General features: G+C 40.2%; 18 protein-coding genes. 12 read left to right on the forward strand and 6 right to left on the reverse strand.

The genetic code is table 11. The features are described 5' to 3' along the window. The first annotated feature begins 156 nt into the window (after window positions 1-156). Window positions 157-903, forward strand: a complete 747-nt coding sequence (locus tag AC27KT_RS19410) for a hypothetical protein (protein WP_487132691.1) — start codon at window positions 157-159, stop codon at window positions 901-903. Between the two features lie 266 nt (window positions 904-1,169). On the opposite strand, the gene AC27KT_RS19415 is transcribed toward AC27KT_RS19410, so the two are convergent. Next, window positions 1,170-1,946, reverse strand: a complete 777-nt coding sequence (locus tag AC27KT_RS19415; protein WP_487132693.1) for an endonuclease/exonuclease/phosphatase family protein — start codon at window positions 1,944-1,946, stop codon at window positions 1,170-1,172. Window positions 1,947-2,055: 109 nt separating this feature from the next. After that, complete coding sequence (locus AC27KT_RS19420; RefSeq protein WP_487132695.1) at window positions 2,056-2,961, reverse strand: restriction endonuclease; 906 nt, start codon at window positions 2,959-2,961, stop codon at window positions 2,056-2,058. A 279-nt stretch (window positions 2,962-3,240) separates the two neighbouring features. On the opposite strand from AC27KT_RS19420, the gene AC27KT_RS19425 reads away from it, so the two are divergent. The 4 genes from AC27KT_RS19425 (at window position 3,241) to AC27KT_RS19440 (ending at window position 7,795) form a co-directional block, all read left to right on the forward strand. Continuing rightward, window positions 3,241-3,852: a tyrosine-type recombinase/integrase gene (locus AC27KT_RS19425; RefSeq protein ID WP_487132697.1), complete on the forward strand. Its 612-nt coding sequence runs from the start codon at window positions 3,241-3,243 to the stop codon at window positions 3,850-3,852. Window positions 3,853-3,990: 138 nt separating this feature from the next. After that, window positions 3,991-4,851, forward strand: a complete 861-nt coding sequence (locus AC27KT_RS19430; RefSeq protein WP_487132699.1) for a hypothetical protein — start codon at window positions 3,991-3,993, stop codon at window positions 4,849-4,851. A gap of 371 nt (window positions 4,852-5,222) precedes the next feature. Beyond that, entirely contained in the window at window positions 5,223-6,788 is a 1,566-nt protein-coding gene (locus tag AC27KT_RS19435) for an ATP-dependent nuclease (protein WP_487132701.1), read from the forward strand. Beyond that, a complete protein-coding gene (locus AC27KT_RS19440) occupies window positions 6,773-7,795 on the forward strand; it encodes a DEAD/DEAH box helicase family protein (RefSeq protein WP_487132703.1) in 1,023 nt (340 codons plus the stop codon). Before AC27KT_RS19435 ends, AC27KT_RS19440 begins: the two co-directional genes overlap by 16 nt. Window positions 7,796-8,047: 252 nt before the next feature. Here the strand turns inward: AC27KT_RS19440 and AC27KT_RS19445 are convergent, their stop codons facing one another. The 4 genes from AC27KT_RS19445 to AC27KT_RS19460 form a co-directional block, all read right to left on the reverse strand. Further along, window positions 8,048-8,776, reverse strand: a complete 729-nt coding sequence (locus tag AC27KT_RS19445; RefSeq protein ID WP_487132705.1) for a hypothetical protein — start codon at window positions 8,774-8,776, stop codon at window positions 8,048-8,050. Next, window positions 8,776-8,931, reverse strand: a complete 156-nt coding sequence (locus AC27KT_RS19450; protein WP_239220452.1) for a hypothetical protein — start codon at window positions 8,929-8,931, stop codon at window positions 8,776-8,778. Before AC27KT_RS19450 ends, AC27KT_RS19445 begins: the two co-directional genes overlap by 1 nt. Window positions 8,932-9,380: 449 nt before the next feature. Further along, entirely contained in the window at window positions 9,381-10,694 is a 1,314-nt protein-coding gene (locus AC27KT_RS19455) for a hypothetical protein (RefSeq protein ID WP_487132707.1), read from the reverse strand. Between the two features lie 175 nt (window positions 10,695-10,869). Beyond that, window positions 10,870-11,973: a tyrosine-type recombinase/integrase gene (locus AC27KT_RS19460; RefSeq protein ID WP_487132709.1), complete on the reverse strand. Its 1,104-nt coding sequence runs from the start codon at window positions 11,971-11,973 to the stop codon at window positions 10,870-10,872. 178 nt (window positions 11,974-12,151) lie between these two features. Between AC27KT_RS19460 and dusA the strand changes: the two genes are divergently transcribed. From dusA to AC27KT_RS19495, 7 genes are all read left to right on the forward strand, one after another. Beyond that, window positions 12,152-13,168: a tRNA dihydrouridine(20/20a) synthase DusA gene (dusA, locus tag AC27KT_RS19465; RefSeq protein WP_487132711.1), complete on the forward strand. Its 1,017-nt coding sequence runs from the start codon at window positions 12,152-12,154 to the stop codon at window positions 13,166-13,168. A gap of 192 nt (window positions 13,169-13,360) precedes the next feature. Beyond that, on the forward strand, window positions 13,361-13,648 hold the full coding sequence (locus tag AC27KT_RS19470; protein WP_039216335.1) for a hypothetical protein: 288 nt from the start codon (window positions 13,361-13,363) through the stop codon (window positions 13,646-13,648). A 345-nt stretch (window positions 13,649-13,993) separates the two neighbouring features. After that, window positions 13,994-14,662 carry a phage shock protein PspA gene (pspA, locus tag AC27KT_RS19475; protein WP_487132713.1) on the forward strand — a complete coding sequence of 223 codons (669 nt, stop codon included), beginning with the start codon at window positions 13,994-13,996 and terminating at the stop codon, window positions 14,660-14,662. A gap of 62 nt (window positions 14,663-14,724) precedes the next feature. After that, the gene (locus AC27KT_RS19480) at window positions 14,725-14,925 is read left to right on the forward strand and encodes a PspC domain-containing protein (protein WP_025254029.1); all 201 of its coding nucleotides are present in this window, start codon (window positions 14,725-14,727) and stop codon (window positions 14,923-14,925) included. Next, on the forward strand, window positions 14,925-15,287 hold the full coding sequence (locus tag AC27KT_RS19485) for a hypothetical protein (protein WP_136783721.1): 363 nt from the start codon (window positions 14,925-14,927) through the stop codon (window positions 15,285-15,287). Before AC27KT_RS19480 ends, AC27KT_RS19485 begins: the two co-directional genes overlap by 1 nt. A gap of 155 nt (window positions 15,288-15,442) precedes the next feature. Further along, window positions 15,443-16,435 (forward strand): DUF2333 family protein, encoded by a 993-nt coding sequence (locus AC27KT_RS19490; RefSeq protein WP_487132716.1) that lies wholly within the window; start codon window positions 15,443-15,445, stop codon window positions 16,433-16,435. Window positions 16,436-16,438: 3 nt separating this feature from the next. Beyond that, a complete protein-coding gene (locus AC27KT_RS19495) occupies window positions 16,439-17,194 on the forward strand; it encodes a TIGR04219 family outer membrane beta-barrel protein (RefSeq protein ID WP_487132718.1) in 756 nt (251 codons plus the stop codon). Window positions 17,195-17,365 lie beyond the last annotated feature (171 nt).

The raw sequence follows: 17,365 nt of genomic DNA on the forward strand, positions 1-17,365 counted from the left end.
ATTACGGACATTAAATATTTTCTTTTGATACTGTTATTATATCCAGGTTTTACAACGTTCCCCTATATTCAGGAAAATGAGCAATTTGCGCATTTTTGTCCTCAGAGCACTTTGCCAGCTTAAAAAATTTTCTTAGCTAGCAAAAGGTTAGCTAATTTGATAAAAAGTAGTAATCAGAAAATTGAGCCGTTGCGTGGTAGAAATATGCGCGATTTGCGCACTATTAAATTGTTAGATTACTTGAAAAAAAGGGTCGGTATTAATTTTATGAAAATGATCATTGCTTTTTATTTAAAACTTTTCGATCATCCATTTTGTAAAGCGGTTGTAGATACTCTTGTCGGTGTAATCTTGTGTTTAATTGGTCCTTTACTCTTTGTTTTGGGAAATTTGTTAAGGGAGAGTCTAAATCTTCCTTGGCGCTGGGAGTGGACATGGGATTTCTGGGGACTTGACTGGTTGAGGGATATCCTTACAGCTATTATTGAGTTCTTTGTAAATACTGTATTCGCGTATTTCGATATTTTTTCTTTTGTACTTTTAGGTCTTGTGTTTATTGTAATGTTCTACAAAAGAAAGTCTATCCATTCTTTTATAGCGTTATATCTATTTAAAAAGGTAACAACGCCATTATTAATTTCGTATTTCATTTTTATTCTAGTGGATAGCTTGATCAGAACGGAAACGTTTTCAAAATCAGAATTTCTTTTCAATCGCTGGTCTGCAACGAGTGCTTCTGCAAGCGGCATTACGTTCTTTCTAATATTAATATTGTTATGGTTTATTTGCTCATACGCCTTAAATAAGCAGTCTGAAATAGTAGCCAAAGAGAATTGTGATGGAGAGTCTTTTATGGACAAGCTTCATAAAATCAGAAAAGAAGAGCTTTCTAAGCTTGGTTAAAAAAGTAATCTAACAAGTTGCTAAACGGAAAAATAATAGTTGGCCATCGCTTCGCGATTATAGCCAACCATTATTTTCCGCTTAGCAAGGCGTTACCAACGGCCGAGTTTGGCACATTTCTGTCTCACAACTTGAACTGGGGTCTTGGAACAAGTATCGAACGATACTGCCGAGATAGCTAAAAATGAACTCTATTTCATTTTTCGGGAATCTGTTTTCCCCTCAGAAAACTAAAAAAGTTGCGCGCGGCCTTTTTCAGCACTTTGTTATCTAATCACCTTTAGACTGAGGGGCATATGATCACTAACACCAATCCAGTCTTTACGCTCGCCGATCCATAGTTTTGACTTGTTAAGAATATCATTAGAAACAAAGGCATAATCGATGTGGTATGGTTTTTCTTCTCTTCGATGTAAGTAGAATGTTGGTGAACTCTCTTTACCTTGCTCCTCTTTATATTGTTCGTGATATAAGCTCGAAATTCCCATTTCTTTTAACTCAGTTATGACGTCGCTATGACTCCACCAACGATCTTCCTTATCCCAGACCGCATTACTATTAAAATCTCCGATAATAATCGTTTTCTCATTTTCCAAATCATTCCTGTGAATTTGGAGATATTTCCAGAATTGCCCCATATAACCAAATATCTGGGAATCATTGCCTTTTGTCCAAACGGCTAGCACTGTAATGTCATCATTGATGATGAAAGGTATAAATAAGTTTAAATCTGATGTTGACCAAGAGAGAGAAGGGCTTTTACTAAGTAGACCCTCAATCTTATACTGTCCATCCCAGTTCAATGCTTTGACCGTGTTTCCGTTTTTGGGGAATATGCCAATACCTTTATTCTTTGAGGTTCCGTTCCATAAGAATTCACCAGCCCATTCACGATATTGGTTTGTTGATTGTGCCGGATCTTCGCATTCTTGTACGATCACTATATCTGCATTAAGAGAGTCGACCTCATTGGTTTTCTTCCTTAAAGCACCATTGCAGTTCCACGTAACGATATTCATTCTTAATTGCCGTTCATAATTCATCAACAACACTTTATAATAAGACTAGTAAAAACCAAAAAAACAAATTTTTCAGTGGCTTGGGAGAATGCACACGTAATCGAAAGCCTGTGTCATTTTTTATTTGCTTATATTAATTATCAAAAAAATCCTCATCGACTCGCTTTAGATGCAATGTTTCCACATCTCTGCACCCCACATTGAATCTCAGCATTAGTTTCGAGAGCTGTTGTCCATTAAATAAAACGATTCGGCTTCCAAGGTCTCTTGCGGTTTGAACGGCCGACTGAGTGAAATCTGAAGTAGTTATAAATAGCCCTTTGTTTGCCTTTTTCAGGTTGAGTGCTCCAAAGAAATCTCGAATATCACTTGCTCCAACGTTGTTTCCTTCAGCATATCTTTTCGCCTGAATATAAATTTGGTCAACGCCTAGAGGGTCTTGATTGATAACGCCATCGACGCCATTGTCCCCTGTTCTTCCTAGTGCATGAGCAGCACCTTCTTCGTTTCCTCCGTATCCCATTTCGACGAGCAAGTCGACAAGTAGCGTTTCAAAGAAAATGGGAGAAACAGCTCGTACTCTAGTTAGAAGATCTGTCGATAGTGAATCGTTGATTTTTTCATAAGCGCGCCTCAATACCTCATCGGGGGTCATCTGTTCGTCGTCTTGAGTGAGAGTGTTATCAACTACTTTTATTTCAGAACTTTGTCCGTGAAATGAGTTGAATGTGTCAAACTGCTTCAAATATTTATTGTCGATATTCTGGCCAGAATTAAGTGCTTCTATCCCTCGATCAGTTATCGTGAAGAAGCCTCTTTTTTTTGTATTTAATAGCCCAGCTTTGGAAAGGTAAGTTTTCGCCCATCCGATACGATTAGCAATAACTGTTTGTTTACCGCTTGGGAGAAGCTCTGAGAGTTCCTCATCAGTTAGCTTTAGTTCATTACTAATATCATCTACAGCATCTCGAAATTTTACTTCGCCTTCTCTCGCTCTCTCAAGGACTGGTGTCATTAATTCTTGGTAGGTTGGAATCATCAGTAAATCCTTTTAAGTCACTTCACCGTTCGTCGACATAAATAACGCTCCCAATGTTCTATCAAAATTGCTACTCACACTTCTTTTTTGACTAAGGCTTACATAAATACGCTTCACACGCAAAAAGAAAGCGGCGAGCACTGCTTTTTGGTCAGTAGCCATAAAAAATTGTTGTAAGTCAACTTCCGCAACTAGCACAACTCTGAAGTTCTACTCATATTATTACGCCATTCAACTTGACTGCCATACTTGTGGTTCCTACTAAGCAGGAGACAACTTATGGCAATTCGAATCCATACACCTTGGAACAAAGATCGCATAATTGGGCAGAAGAAACCTCTTCAGATATCACATATATGGGGTATCCGAATTCGATTAGAGCTTGAAGGTCGGACGCGTGACCTTGCACTGTTCAATCTTGGTCTTGATAGCAAGCTACGAGGTTGTGACCTCGTTAAACTAAAAGTTTCAGACGTCGTCTGCGGACGTTCTGCGCTTAGGCGTACGAACGTTGTTCAGCAAAAAACAGGGAGTCCTGTCCAATTTGAGATAACACCAAACACTGGTGAATCGATTTTGGCTTGGGTGAAGAAAGCAGAACTAAAAGCGTCTGACTACCTTTTTAAATCTCGTATACATGGCGCTGAGCATATATCAACCAGACAATATAATCGCATTTTCCATGGCTGGATTGAAAAACTTGGACTTGATACCTCGCTGTACAGCACCCATTCACTGCGTAGGACCAAACTTTACTTAATTTACAAGAAGACTAAAAACCTTCGGGTAGTTCAACTCTTGCTTGGACACAAGAAGCTAGAGAGTACAGTTTGTTACTTAGGCATCGAAGTTGATGACGCTTTGGAAATATCGGAGTCTATTGAAATCTAGGCTGTACGGGGCTGCTTGTGCAGCCCCTGTGAGCGTAAAGCGGACCCTAAGTTGAACAAAAAAGCGTCTTGCTATATTGTTTTTACCAAGACAATTATTACCACTTCGCTACGGCTGTTGCTGCCATATAGGGACATCATGAAAGCGCCATTTTTACCCATTAAAGCTGTTAAGCGCCTCAGTATTCTTGCTGTTGTCGTTGCGTGTTTCGCCTGTACTAACGCTTTCGCTCAGTCTACAGACGACTGGAACTGGGAGCATTCACTACCCGGCTTTGGCCCTGAGATTTCACTAGATAGAGGTCTTGGTACTGTCTACACAATGGTGAGTAACAATAGCATAAGTGATATTGATGCGTTCAATATTTTAGCCGGTAGAACACGGTTCTTAAAACTCGATAGTGACGGAGGAATTGGAGACTTACTTCCTGCAATGGAATGCGATGGCGGCTATGCCTTTCTTACTGCCTATCTGGCAAGAGAGAGAAATATTAGAAGCCCTGCGATGACTCTGGACTATGACCAATTAGAAAAAGAGTCGCCGTCCATGGGTTCGCTAATCATCGGCTTTGGCCAATTCCTAAAGAATAAAAGCTTTGAAAGGGCTGAATCATATTTTCTCAAATCCATATTCATCAACGCATATCAAGACGTGGCTATCGCTGAACAAAAGGTTGAGCACTACCTGAGTAACCCACAATCAAGAGAAGCAATCATTACAGAAGTAAATGGTCTGTTTTCAAAACTTACTTTTGACCTTGCTGAGTACCGCAGTTGTAACCCAGAGTCAGATTCCAGCCGTTTGATGCTTGCGCAATGGGGTGCGTGGGGACTGACGAATTTGAATAGAATTGAGTGGGAAAATGGTAATAAAACGAAAGAAGACGGCGATATTATAAATTCGATTGAAAAGTCGGTAAGATTGAAAACAGGCAGAATAAGAGCATCAGGTAGTACGTTTTACGTGAGTAGAAGGGAAACTGACGGATATGACTTTTGATTAACCGCAACACAACAGGTTTCCCCATTAAGAAACGTCCGCTTCTGGCACAGAGCTGCCCTACGGCAAGCACTGGCGAGCTTCAACAGACAAATAGCAGACGTTAAGATCATTAAATTTTAGCTTCCGGTTTGTGCCAATCTAGGCCGTTCAACATCGACTTTATGATTTACGGCCGATCATGTTATCAGGCGTTCAGTCACCTCCGTGTAAAAACATCGTGAAGTAATTCGTTTTTAGTTCTTCGTGCAATCGGTCATTCGAGTTTTCTGAATAGCTCCACTCTCTTTCGTAGTAGCAATAGCACTCTTATAACTTTGAGTGCTGTATAGTATTCTGGTTAAAGTTCTCCATGGCAGGTGAGTATTACAATGACGTATATTTTAAAAGCAAAAATAAAAAACTTTAAAAAATTCAGAGAGTATGAGGTTCAATTTGACCCTAAAAGAAATATTCTGATTGGGGACAATGAAGCAGGAAAGAGCTCTATATTGACGGCTATTGAACTTGTATTGAGTGGTAGTAGAAGTAAGGTAGAAAGCTTGGGTATTGAAGCTTTGCTTAATGCAAGCGTTGTTTCAGAATTTCTAGCGGGTGAGAAAACTATAGACAGCCTCCCGAGTCTTCATATTGAGTTATTTCTCAACGAAGCAGATAACCCAGACCTCAACGGTAGAAACAATAGTGATGGAGTTTATTCTGACGGGCTTCAACTGATTTGTGAACCAAATGAGGAGTTAAGCGCGGAGATCCGGCAGGTTTTGGACTCTGAAGGTGACAACTTTCCATTCGAATTTTACATGGCTAAGTTTATTACGTTCAATGGCGACTCATATTCCAGTTATCGAAAGTTTTTACGCTTTTTATTAATTGATAGCACTCAAATCAACAACGAGTACGCAAACAGTCAGTATGTTAAAGCCATGTATGAAGCTACCGTAGAGCAACCTGTACGGTACAGTTTAATGAACGAATATAGACAGCAAAAAAATGCCTTCAGGGATACTCAACTAAATGCGATTAATGATGATTTGGAACGATACGATTTTACTATCCGTTCTAGCTCAAAGTTCAATTTGGAAACTGACTTAACCCTATCAGAGGAAGGCATTCCTATTGAAAATCGCGGTAAAGGGAAGCAGTGCTTTATAAAAACAGAGTTCGCACTAAGAGAGCGTGACGAAGGCAAGAAAATAGACGTCTTGTTACTAGAAGAACCTGAGAATCACCTTAGCCACACCAGCATGTATAAGTTAATAAGTCAGGTAGAGAAGGCTCATAATAATCAGGTGATAATCGCAACCCACAGTAGCCTAATTAGCTCTAGGTTAGATTTAAGAAAGTCGATATTGCTGAATAGTGGTGCAACCAGACCTGCAACTTTGAAAGACCTCACCAAGGATACTGCTAAGTTTTTTGCGAAAGCTCCCAACCATAACATCTTGGAGCATGTCCTTTCTGAAAAAGTGATACTTGTTGAGGGTGATGCGGAATATATTCTGATGGAGTGCCTATACAAGCGAACTAAAGGTCATCCACCAAGTGAGGATGGAATTTATATAATCTCAGTTGGGGGGACTAGCTTTAAACGATATATGGAAGTTTCGAAGTTGTTGACCATTAGAACGGCGGTGATCCGTGATAATGACAGCGACTATCAGAAAAACTGTATAGACAACTATCGTGATTATCGGGCAGATTGTATAACTGTCTGGGCTGATCGAGATAACACAAGAACAACTTTTGAAATATGCATGTATCAGGACAATAAAGATATATGCGACGACTTATTTTCAGGCGGAAGAACCCAATTAACACCGCAACAGTATATGTTAAATAACAAAACTACCGCAGCATTTAGGCTACTTGATGAGAAAGCGAATGAAATCATTGTGCCTCAATACATTAGAGAGGCCATTGAATGGATAAGCGAGTAGTATTAGCAGTTGCAGGGGCGGGCAAAACACAACATATAATTGATAAATTAGACATCAATAGTCGTGCGCTGGTCGTTACTTACACTGTAAATAATACTAATAATCTGAAGAAGCGTATTTTAGCCAAATTTGGAGTAATGCCTAAAGGTGTACGTGTTTACACCTATTTTTCGTTCCTAATATCGTTCTGCGTGCGACCAATCGTTGGTAACGACGTTAAGATAAAGGGGGTTAGCTATAGTGAACCGCCTAGATTTGCAAAACGCAATACTCACGAACATTACATCAGCCAAGGTGACCGACTTTACCATAACCGTATTGCGAAGATGATGATAGATTGTGATGGTCTGTCTGACATTTTTGAGCGCGTTGGCAAGTACTTTGATTTCTTCTGCGTAGATGAAGTTCAAGATTTCGCAGCTAATGACTTCAATTTGCTTTGTCAGTTGTCGAAAATGGACGTGGAGATATTATTCGTTGGTGACTTTTTCCAACATACTTTTGATACTAGCCGCGATAGTAATATTCAAAAAAACCTACACAACAACTATGAAGCATATCTTACCAAGCTCAAAGAATCAGGATACACAATCGACTTAGATACACTCTCCCACAGCTATAGATGTAGCCCTACAGTTTGCAGATTTGTAACCGAGCAAATTGGCATCACAATAAGCTCGCATCGAACAGATGAAGTCAATATTACCCTAGTTGATGATGCTGAACATATTAAAAGGTTATTCTCTGACGACTCCATCGTTAAATTGTTTTTTAAAGAAAGCTACAAGTACATTGGAAGGACTGATAATTGGGGAAATACTAAAGGTTTGGATGATTTCGCTAATATCTGCATAGTTTTGAACCCGACCACATTTACAGCTTATACAAAAGGACAATTGGCTACTTTGCCACCATCGACGTTAAATAAACTATACGTAGCGTGTACAAGAGCTAAAGGTAATGTTTACTTTGTCTCACAACGATTACTAGACGGCTATAAGAAGTAGATTATATGTCCGCTTAACGTACAAATGATACTACGGGGCTCGGTTCATAAACTAATGAAATTCCCCCACATAGATAGATGCCGTAAACTTCGGGAATACCCTAGTGCTCCAAAGCACATAATACAACTCGCGGTAATACACTGACGGTCATCAACAGGTCCATATTCAAAAATACGGCTAAATTCGCTGTTCAGGGGTTCTGAATTTCCTAATAATTGTTCAACATCTCTATGACATCATGTTTCTGGTGAACTATGACGAGGGCTCAACTTCCGCGCTTTGAGTTACATCCTTTCGCCCAATAGTTCCTCGGTGTTTATGGGGCTCAATATGTCTAAGCCAATATACATTTGCAGTACTGAACTGATTTAAGTCGGTGGCCTCAGTATCGATTTGCAGAAAGTCATTTGCGATTAGGAAAGACAAAGCAGGTTTAATATCATTTCGTTGTACAGCAGCGTATTGGGTGATTTTTTCATACCCGAGCTTAGTGTACCCAATCTGACTATCTCTAAATGCAACAACGACTAAATAAATTTTAAGAGCGTTTAATTCAACTTTGCTTCTTAATTTGAATGACTCAAAAACTTTTACCTTTGAAAGTTTTTTGTCATATAGACCTTTAGCTGGCAACTTACCCCATCTTGCTCCCTCGGCAAGACCTATTATTGTGAAGATATTAGGTCTCTTGTTAGTACTCACCTTTATGAGTGAAAGGCTCTCAAGAACTCTTATACCATTAGAGACCTTCGTTCTACTTATGCCCAACAATTCTGTGAGCTTATCGTAAGACATTTGGGTATCACCTAACCGCCCATTCGCTAAACTATCTTTGTCGCTAGCATGATGAGACAAAACTATGAGTAACATAAGGGCAGCAATGTAATCTGACTTGGCGTCTCCACTCCATTTCATTTTATGCAGTGGAGAATCCGCAACATCTAAAAACCTAACACTGGGTATTTTTGTCCATTCAAGCATTACTTACTCTCCTTAGCTTTGGCTGGTTCCAATACTTTTACCACTATTCGCAATGCACAAAACACTACTACCAACGAAAAACCGACTATTAGTAGCGCAAGCTGCTCCATAGGTAGACTCAATATTAATTTGAATAAATTAGTTAACTCACTCATTAGTTGTTCCTAATACTATTGATTAGGCTCTTTTTTAACAATTCTTCCGTATTGTATCTAGAGACAGTATGTCAAAGAAAATCCAAAATTTAAGGATTAACCTTTATTATTCAATTAATTGAGTCAAAATGGAGGGTCCACATGATAACCCATTAGAGTCCATAAGTAGATGGGTTTAGTTGTAGTAGCTCATGTCTGATCTTACAGTTTCTATAATAGATTTGGGCTTAATCTGACAGGCAGCTAAACGTTCATCGCTGCCTGTCAGATGACATATAAACCTATCACTTAAGCTAATCCAACTTAAATGCATTTTTGACATTTCAAGGCTCAGTTTTAACATTGACCCTTCTTGAGTATTTAAGAAGAGAGAATGGAAAACCTGATTGATCTTACACGCTATATCCAGCGCTTATAGGAAGGTGACATTGTATAAGTGCAGCCTTCAGTCACTCTCTGCTAGCGATAGGGTTTGCGCTTTTGGCTCGTTTACGCTGCATAACTTGAAATACGGCGTTTAGAATATCATCTGGAGACTTACCTTCTCGTGATATCATTTTTACTATCATATCTGCCGCTTGCTGGTGGAAGTGCTTATTATGGTTTTTCAGAACACCTTCTTTAGCGGCTTTTTGTTTGCGACTAGGTAGGTTAACTTTAGCTTCTTGCGCAACCTTTTTGATATCACTTTTGATGTAAACTTCTTCGAGTGTTTTGCTCTTGGCACTATGCGTTGAGACAGTTCTGATCTTGGCAAGTGAGTAGCCGTTGTCATCAAGGTTTGAAATGGCTGTGCGTCTGCCATCGCGAAATACTTGAATGCCCTTAATTCCTAGTTTGTTCAAGATGCGTGTAAACCCTGTTGTTACAGAGTTTGGGTTGAACGGAAAAATTGTATGATCGCTGTTAATTCCATCTGATTCGTGAAAACCCATTTCCTCGAGTACTTCTCGAGTCTCGGGTAGCATTGGGCACCATTCTGGCTCGCCTTTATTGGTAGCCTTATTTTGTTGCTTCTCGACTTTAATCAGGCTTTCTTTAAAGTTGATATGTTTTCGTTTGAGCCCACCGATAATAGCTGAGCGTCGTAACGACTGCGCCATTACGATTCGATATATTTTAGCGTAAGGTATATTCGTTCTAGATGATTTCTCAGCGTCAATACAGGCCTCTAAAATATAAGCACCTTCACTGGTGTCATCTATAACTCTGTCTCTGATTGAGGATTTGTCTATGAGCTTCTCTGACCATAGTGTTTTCCAGGCGTTCTTGACAGCTAGGTTGTTTACTTTGATTCGACAGCTTGATTCCGCATGAACTAGCACATTGTTCAAGTAGTTAATGTACCAATTTACGGTCTGACGTTTAATTTTCCCACCGTCATTAAGTTCTCGGGCGTATTGAACCACGTCAGACGAACATAGCTTAGAGAGAGGGACATGCGCGATGCTGTGCTTCAGTATTCTTCTTATACCGCTTTTTTCTTGTGAGCGTAACGCTGCTCCACGCACTTTCAAAGTTTTAGCGACAAGATCTGCTAATTTAATTTTATTAGTGCAGAAGCGAAGGATACACTCACCGCGTTTTAATGCTTTTTTTACATCATCGCACCATGCCTTCGCATCTGACTCAAATACGAAGTGCTCACTATGATTAAATGGTTCTTTGCCAACCTCAATAATGCGAATTCGACCACGAAAATAGTGACCTCTACTTTCACTGTAGCGCGGATCGTACGTAACTTTACAACTCAAATCTGTCATCTCATTTGATTGGAAAGTTACCCATTATTAGAATCTTTTGGTTGTTCTCGAGAAGTACCTTTGGTTTTCACTTATTCGTGAATTTTGAGGAAAAGTGTTCTTAGAAAACGTGTAAGCTGGTTGCTTGAAGCAGATTGGTTCTGCGAACCAATCTGTTAGGTAAACATTTTATACTTTAGGTATTTGTTTTTGTCATTTCTAAGTGAATAAGTGTTTCTGGGAAAACGGTCACATAGATGTCGTGCAGGATCTTCAGATCTTTGTGACCTGATACAGCCGCAACTTGCGGTAAGCTAAACCCTTTCTCAATAAGTAAACTACAACCTTCACGTCGTAAGTCTCGATATTGAAAATCTACTATACCAAGACTTCGAATAACCCTCCTAAAGCCCGTAGCAACTGTTTTTGAGTTGTAAGGAAAGATGAATTTACTGGTACGAGGTTGCTTTAGAATTAGCTCAAGCGCTCTTCCTTTACCTAGTAATGGTAACAACATATCGTTACCCTGTTTGTGTGTAGGGTGCTTTCGATCCGTCACCCTTATTAGGCTTTTCTCTTCCATCAAGTTCTTCCATTCCAGTCGACATAACTCCGATACTCGAAGACAAGTTAATACAGACATTTCAAACAAATCAGCGTATGGAAGTTCTGTCTTGTCGCGACTTTGATATTCTTCTAGTGCTTCTAATATGTACTCGTATTCTTTACCTACCAAGCGGCGGTGACGTTTATCCGATTTGGCAATTAAGCGAAGTCTGCGAAGCGTTGGGTAAGACTCAACAATTGCTTGATCTGTAATTTCTAAGCCAAACAGAGATTTTGCATGAATTAGTACACTGCGCAGAAATGAAATATCACCCGCAACGGTTTGCGGTTTAGGTTTTCTCTCTGATTCAAGCCGTTCGAGTGCAAAATCAATAATGTGTTGAGAACGTAAATCAACAAGTTTCACTTTACCAATATTGTATCGGCCTGTTTGCTTTAAGGAGCTTTGTGCAGAACGTCCTAAAGGTTTGGTTGAACGGTTACATTTATCAATGTACTTTAAAATAAGCTCAGATACCGTAAGTACTTGCAGCTCACGGTCTGTAGGTTTCTCGCCGTTCTCTAATGAGTGAATGAGCTCTTTTGCCCACTTGGTAGCTGCGGCTTTGTAGTCAAAGGTTTTGCGTTTGCTAAAGCTAACGCGACCGCATGTCTTTTCTCGCACTGTTGCTCTATACCTAACTTTATTTTTCCTGTTGGCAGGCTTAACGACTTCTATGGTAAAATACGCCACTTTTTTCTCCGTCATATGATGTAACTTAGCGTCATTTTCAGGGGCCTATTTGGGGTCCCGACAACGCTAAGGGGCCTATTTAGGGTCCCAAAATGATGGTTAAATGAACGATTTTGAAGTTGAGAGGTGCTTGTGTTGCATGAGCTGAACCTAGTAAACACAAGGCTTAGAGAATAATATGAGCAGAAAACCAATTAACCGAAGATTCTCTGTCGCTCCAATGCTGGATTGGACAGACAGGCATTGTCGCTACTTTTTACGATTAATGTCTAAGCACACGCTGCTTTACACTGAAATGGTCACTACAGGTGCGATTATTTATGGTAAAGGCGATTACCTTGGTTATAACCAAGAAGAACACCCTGTGGCGGTTCAATTGGGAGGCAGTGACCCGTCTGACATGGCCAAGTGTGCTGAATTATCACAAGAGCGCGGCTACGATGAAGTCAACATAAACGTAGGCTGCCCAAGTGATAGAGTTAAAAATGGCAGTTTTGGTGCTTGTTTGATGGCTCAGCCAGAGGTAGTAGCAAGTTGCGTTAAGGCTATGCAGGCAGCGGTAGATATTCCCGTGACGGTAAAATGCCGAATTGGTATTGACGATATGGACGAAGATGAAGACTTTGCTCGCTTTATCGATATAGTGGCAGACGCTGGCTGTGACACCTTTATCGTTCATGCAAGAAAAGCGTGGTTACAAGGTTTAAGCCCAAAAGAAAATCGTGAAATTCCGCCTTTGAATTACCCTCGAGTTCACAGGCTAAAGCAGGCGCGCCCTGAGTTATCTATTAGCATTAACGGCGGTATTAAAACACTTGCTGAAACTCAGCAACAGTTAGAGAACGTTGACGGTGTTATGGTTGGCCGCGAGGTTTACGCAAACCCCTATATCATGTCTACCGTTGATAAAGACATATTTGGTGACGCTAATGCACAGAGCCTGTCACGTCGTGAAATAGTGCTTCAAATGCAGCAGTATATTGAGCGCCAAGAGGACCCATATTTTAAACCTTGGCATGCTGCACGGCATATTTTGGGCCTTTATCAAGGGCAAGCGGGTGGACGCATTTGGCGTAGATATCTAAGTCAAAATGGTACAGGTAAGAATCCAGATCCTAATTTACTTTTGAATGCACTCGACGCTGTTGAGAACGCGCAAAAAGAAGTTGCTGAGTACAATAGTCAAAAAGACTAATAACTTAGTACTTTTGACCAAAGTTTAATATTTGTTCAATTTCGTTAAAGGCTCGTGTTTACACGAGCTTTTCTTAAAGTTTATATATATCAGCTGCTTAATTTGTTTTTAAGGAGTTGGCACAGCTCTCGCAATCCTCTAAGTATCGCAACAACGGCGTGTTGTTGCACTGACTAAATTTAGAGGGATATCATGAAAACTTCACTAATCGCAGCAACTTTACTGACAGCAAGCATGGCAAGCAGCGTAGCAAATGCAGAAGAGTCAGTGCTTCAATCGTTCTTGACCAATGTAGTTACTAATGCAGTCGCCAGCACATCTCAAGAGATTAAGGCTGACGTATATCAAGCAGTAGCAAACGCAACTTATCACTTTGAACTTAGCCCACAAGAAGAACGTGGAAGCGGTAAGGTCAGTGTGACTGATTTAGTGGCTGCCGCTACTTCAGACGGTAGTTCAACAGAAGAAGATGCAGACTAGATAAATATTGTTAATTAGCAGAAGCGCCGAAAGGCGCTTTTTTTTGCTTAAATCACGATGTAAGCATGTTTGAAATATTCAAGATTGAATGCTGACGATTAGAAGTGGTCAATTTAACAATTCAGTTAGTTAAATACACTAATTTATCGTATCTGCTATAAAAGTGTACAAATTGTTAGGCTGTCATTTTTCAATAAATCTATATATATCAATATTTTAAATAAGTGGCATGGTCATTGTAATACTAAAAGTGTTGAGGAGAACTCAGTCAGCGGTAACCAGCAGTGTGTGAACTTAAGAATAAATGCTGGGAACCACAACACTACTTTTAACGGAGAAAGAATCATGGGTATGTTTTCACGCATTAACGATATTGTTCAAGCAAACATCAACGCGATGTTAGATAAAGCTGAAGATCCTGAAAAAATCATTCGTTTGATTATTCAAGAAATGGAAGAAACCCTGGTTGAAGTTCGCACTGACGCGGCGCGCTTTATTGCACAGCAAAAAACATTAGCACGTCATATCGCGTCAGCAAACAAAGAAGTGGAAGGTTGGCAGCACAAAGCACAAATTGCAATGAACAACGAAAAAGAGTCATTGGCAAAAGCGGCGCTTATAGAGAAGCAAAAATATGTGTCTAAACTTACGTCTCTTGAAGAGCAGGAAGCGCACCTTGCAGAAAGTATCGAAAAGATTCAAGGCGATACTGCTCGCTTGAACAGTAAGTTGGCTGAAGCAAAAGCTAAGCAAAAAACCTTAGTTCAGCGCAAACATTCAGCGCAAACACGCTTGAAAGTGAAGCAAGCTGATCACGAGGGCAAAATTGATGACGCAATGATGCGTTTCGAAAGCTACGAGCAGCGCATTGATCATCTAGAAGCGCAAGTGGATGCGTACGACCTAACAAAGTCGAATGAAGCAACATCTTTGCAGGCTGAGTTCGATGCGATGGAAGCAAACGAAGCGATTGAAAAGGAACTGGCAGAGCTTAAGAAGAAAAAGGTTGCGTAAGCGGCCTTAGCTACCGCCCATATTGTTGAAGATATCGAAATTAAGCATTTTTGGAGAAGATGATGAAAGTACCATCACAAAAAAGAATTTATAGAGACCTTGATTCTGGAATCATTTCAGGAGTATGTGCAGGGGTTGCACGTTATTTTGATATAGATGCAGTATGGGTGAGAGCGGCAGCGGTAGCGGGTTTATTTATCGCAACCCCTATCACGCTAGTGGCTTACGTGGCTGCCGTAATCCTGCTACCGAGATTAGTGTAATGAAAAACTTTCTTATTGCATTGATAATCGCCATTATACTGGTGAATTGCTTAGGTAGCCTTGTAGACAGCTACTTAGGTATGCACCTTATAATGTCTGACGAACTGCTTAGCCCCTGGGAAAATGTGGCTGTGTTATCGTTAATAGGTGTAGTCTTAGCCATTGTGGGCTTCGTCGTTGCCGTAAGCGTTTTGGGTACAATTCTATTAGCGTTGGGAGCGGGCTTTTTAGCACTCCTTGTAATGGGAGTCAGCGCTTTCTGGCCAGTTATACTTATCGGTATTGCCCTATATGCGCTGAAAAATCGTAACTCTGCCGCTTATAAGCAGCAAAATGATCAGAACATGCACCATACTTTATAATTAACATAATTAAATTTAAATTGTGTTAACGTAGTAAAAGGTGGTGTTATATCGGTGACCGTCATAAAGGTTTCGCATTTTTCACATAGTATTACGACTTCAAATAGCTGACCACCGTCGGCTATTTGTTATTTAAAAGGAAGGTTGGTGTTTATATGAGACAATCTATTAACTCAAAACGGATAGCGATTGTCGCTGTGGTGATCTTTTTACTTTTCTGGTTAATCGGGTGGTATTGGAGTTTGTCTCCAGACACGTTCGATGTCAGAAAGCGCTTGGAGCAGAATTCACCTGTAGAGAACCCCACAAGCATTGCGGGTTACACATTAACTACCACCATGATTGATGTTTCAGAGACTTTGCTAGATAAGCCTGGTGGCTACCTTTCAAACGATGTTCTTCCTCCCGGAATTTTCCTAGACAACATGCCTGCGTGGGAGTTTGGTGCACTGGAAATGGTGCGTGATCTGGCTCTTTCTATGCGTAAAGATTTCAGCCGTTCTCAATCACAATCAATTGAAAACCCATACCTCACCAAAGCGCATCCAAAATTTAATATGGACCATAAAAGCTGGGCGCTACCTTCGTCTGAATCGAGCTACGCCGAAGGTATAGAGCTTCTTAAAAAATATCGCGACGAACTGGCAAACACACGCAATTCAGATAGTCAGTTCTACACCCGTGCAGATAATTTGCGCGAATGGCTGAAACAGGTAGAAAAGCGATTGGGTAGCTATTCACAAAGACTCAGTGCCAGCGTAGGGTCTGCTAGGATTAATACGGATTTAGCTAGAGATGCAAATGCAAAGCAATCTACTCCAAGCACTAACCAACGAGTTGTTCAGACTAGCTGGTGGAAACTAGATGACAATTTTTATGAAGCGCGCGGTGCAACATGGGCTTTACTACACTTTCTTAAAGCCGTAGAAATTGAATTTATTGATGTGCTAGAAGATAAAAATGCTTTAGTAAGTCTTCAGCAGATTATTCGCGAACTGGAAGCAACACAACAGTCTGTATTCAGTCCGATGATTTTAAACGGCAGTGGCTTTGGTATGTTAGCTAATCACTCTTTAGTTATGGCTAACTATATTTCTCGTGCAAACGCTGCTTTAATTGAAATATCAGAACTTCTTAATCAAGGATAATTAATGAAAAAGGGTCTTATAGCTGCCGCATTGGGATGCGCATTATTTTCAGTTTCATCTCACGCAGACACTATTGCTGGCGTGTATGTTGGTGCACAAGTGTGGCAAACCGATACACAAGGTGGTTTTGCTGATAACAATAACACCGCTGACTTCAATTTTGACGATGAAACCAATACGGCGTTATATATTGCCTTTGAACATCCTGTGCCTTTTTTACCGAATGTGAAAGTGAATCACACTACGTTAGAGAATTCTGGGACTACAGCGCTTCAATCCGAATTTACTTTTGATGATGAATTATTCCGAAATGATGCTGTTGTAAATACGGACATTGAAATTGATACAACGGATTTCATTTTATATTACGAGCTATTCGACAATGATTTGGTCAGCTTTGATTTGGGTATAAATGCAAAGTATATCGACGGAGCACTAAGCGTTGTAGAGCGTGATAGCGACACGAGTGGTTCTGCTGAATTTTCGGGCATAGTGCCTATGGCATATTCAAAAGTGCAGCTTGGTCTTCCATTTACTGGTTTGTCTGCATATTTTGAAGGCAGCTATTTGTCATTCGATGACCACGAGCTAAGCGACTATCAAGCTGCGGTTCAATATTCGTTTATTGAGAGCTTAGCAGTCGATATGACGCTTCAAGTTGGTTACAGAAACGTAACAGTTGATATTGAAGACCTTGACGATGTTTATGCTGACATGGAATTTGACGGTGTATTCGCAGGCTTAGAACTTCATTTTTAAGCACTAACTATCTGTTTTTAAAGGCGTGACTGCTTGTACAGTTCACGCCTTTTTTATTGTTCAAAGTTAGAACGTGGCGGTGTTATTACCTATTCACACAGTCATTAGCACTTTCAGTAATAAAAAAGTTTCATTTATTCTTTTCTCTTCTTGTAGAAAGCCGTTAGCCTT

Source organism: Alteromonas sp. 5NW40-0090 (genome assembly GCF_057552975.1).

Excerpts from the sequence above, each read along its gene's own strand:
- AC27KT_RS19415 (WP_487132693.1), bottom strand. The coding sequence starts at position 1,946 with ATGAATTATGAACGGCAATTAAGAATGAATATCGTTACGTGGAACTGC.
- AC27KT_RS19420 (WP_487132695.1), bottom strand. The coding sequence starts at position 2,961 with ATGATTCCAACCTACCAAGAATTAATGACACCAGTCCTTGAGAGAGCG.
- AC27KT_RS19425 (WP_487132697.1), top strand. The coding sequence starts at position 3,241 with ATGGCAATTCGAATCCATACACCTTGGAACAAAGATCGCATAATTGGG.
- AC27KT_RS19430 (WP_487132699.1), top strand. The coding sequence starts at position 3,991 with ATGAAAGCGCCATTTTTACCCATTAAAGCTGTTAAGCGCCTCAGTATT.
- AC27KT_RS19435 (WP_487132701.1), top strand. The coding sequence starts at position 5,223 with ATGACGTATATTTTAAAAGCAAAAATAAAAAACTTTAAAAAATTCAGA.
- AC27KT_RS19440 (WP_487132703.1), top strand. The coding sequence starts at position 6,773 with ATGGATAAGCGAGTAGTATTAGCAGTTGCAGGGGCGGGCAAAACACAA.
- AC27KT_RS19445 (WP_487132705.1), bottom strand. The coding sequence starts at position 8,776 with ATGCTTGAATGGACAAAAATACCCAGTGTTAGGTTTTTAGATGTTGCG.
- AC27KT_RS19450 (WP_239220452.1), bottom strand. The coding sequence starts at position 8,931 with ATGAGTGAGTTAACTAATTTATTCAAATTAATATTGAGTCTACCTATG.
- AC27KT_RS19455 (WP_487132707.1), bottom strand. The coding sequence starts at position 10,694 with ATGACAGATTTGAGTTGTAAAGTTACGTACGATCCGCGCTACAGTGAA.
- dusA (WP_487132711.1), top strand. The coding sequence starts at position 12,152 with ATGAGCAGAAAACCAATTAACCGAAGATTCTCTGTCGCTCCAATGCTG.
- AC27KT_RS19470 (WP_039216335.1), top strand. The coding sequence starts at position 13,361 with ATGAAAACTTCACTAATCGCAGCAACTTTACTGACAGCAAGCATGGCA.
- pspA (WP_487132713.1), top strand. The coding sequence starts at position 13,994 with ATGGGTATGTTTTCACGCATTAACGATATTGTTCAAGCAAACATCAAC.
- AC27KT_RS19480 (WP_025254029.1), top strand. The coding sequence starts at position 14,725 with ATGAAAGTACCATCACAAAAAAGAATTTATAGAGACCTTGATTCTGGA.
- AC27KT_RS19485 (WP_136783721.1), top strand. The coding sequence starts at position 14,925 with ATGAAAAACTTTCTTATTGCATTGATAATCGCCATTATACTGGTGAAT.
- AC27KT_RS19490 (WP_487132716.1), top strand. The coding sequence starts at position 15,443 with ATGAGACAATCTATTAACTCAAAACGGATAGCGATTGTCGCTGTGGTG.
- AC27KT_RS19495 (WP_487132718.1), top strand. The coding sequence starts at position 16,439 with ATGAAAAAGGGTCTTATAGCTGCCGCATTGGGATGCGCATTATTTTCA.